General features: G+C 49.7%; 1 protein-coding gene. It reads left to right on the forward strand.

What is annotated here, in order from left to right; translation table 11 throughout:
- Positions 1 to 127: 127 nt before the first annotated feature.
- Positions 128 to 543: small heat shock chaperone IbpB (gene ibpB, locus D4N35_RS17870; protein WP_120076056.1), on the forward strand; the 416-nt coding region annotated here is incomplete at its 3' end.

Below are 543 nucleotides of genomic sequence, written 5' to 3' on the forward strand. Positions count from 1 at the left end.
TATCGAAATCAACTAATTCCTTAAGGCCGCCTGGCGCGGCCTGACATCTCCATGCTCGCCGTCAGGGAGCATATGCGAATCTTCGGATTTGCAGGTACTTACTCGCTTCTTAGAAGGAGAAATGACTATGCGTAACTTCGATTTATCCCCACTGATGCGTCAATGGATCGGTTTTGACAAACTGGCCAACGCACTGCAAAACGCCGGTGAAAGCCAGAGCTTCCCGCCGTACAACATTGAGAAAAGCGACGATAACCACTACCGCATTACCCTTGCGCTGGCAGGTTTCCGTCAGGAAGATTTAGAGATTCAACTGGAAGGTACGCGCCTGAGCGTAAAAGGCACGCCGGAGCAGCCAAAAGAAGAGAAAAAATGGCTGCATCAAGGGCTTATGAATCAGCCATTTAGCCTGAGCTTTACGCTGGCTGAAAATATGGAAGTCTCTGGCGCAACCTTCGTAAACGGTTTACTGCATATTGATTTAATTCGTAATGAGCCTGAACCCATCGCAGCGCAGCGTATCGCTATCAGCGAACGTCCCGC

Origin of the sequence: Siminovitchia fortis, from assembly GCF_003605365.2 — a bacterium.
GTDB classification, from domain to species: Bacteria; Bacillota; Bacilli; order Bacillales; family Bacillaceae_C; genus Siminovitchia; species Siminovitchia fortis.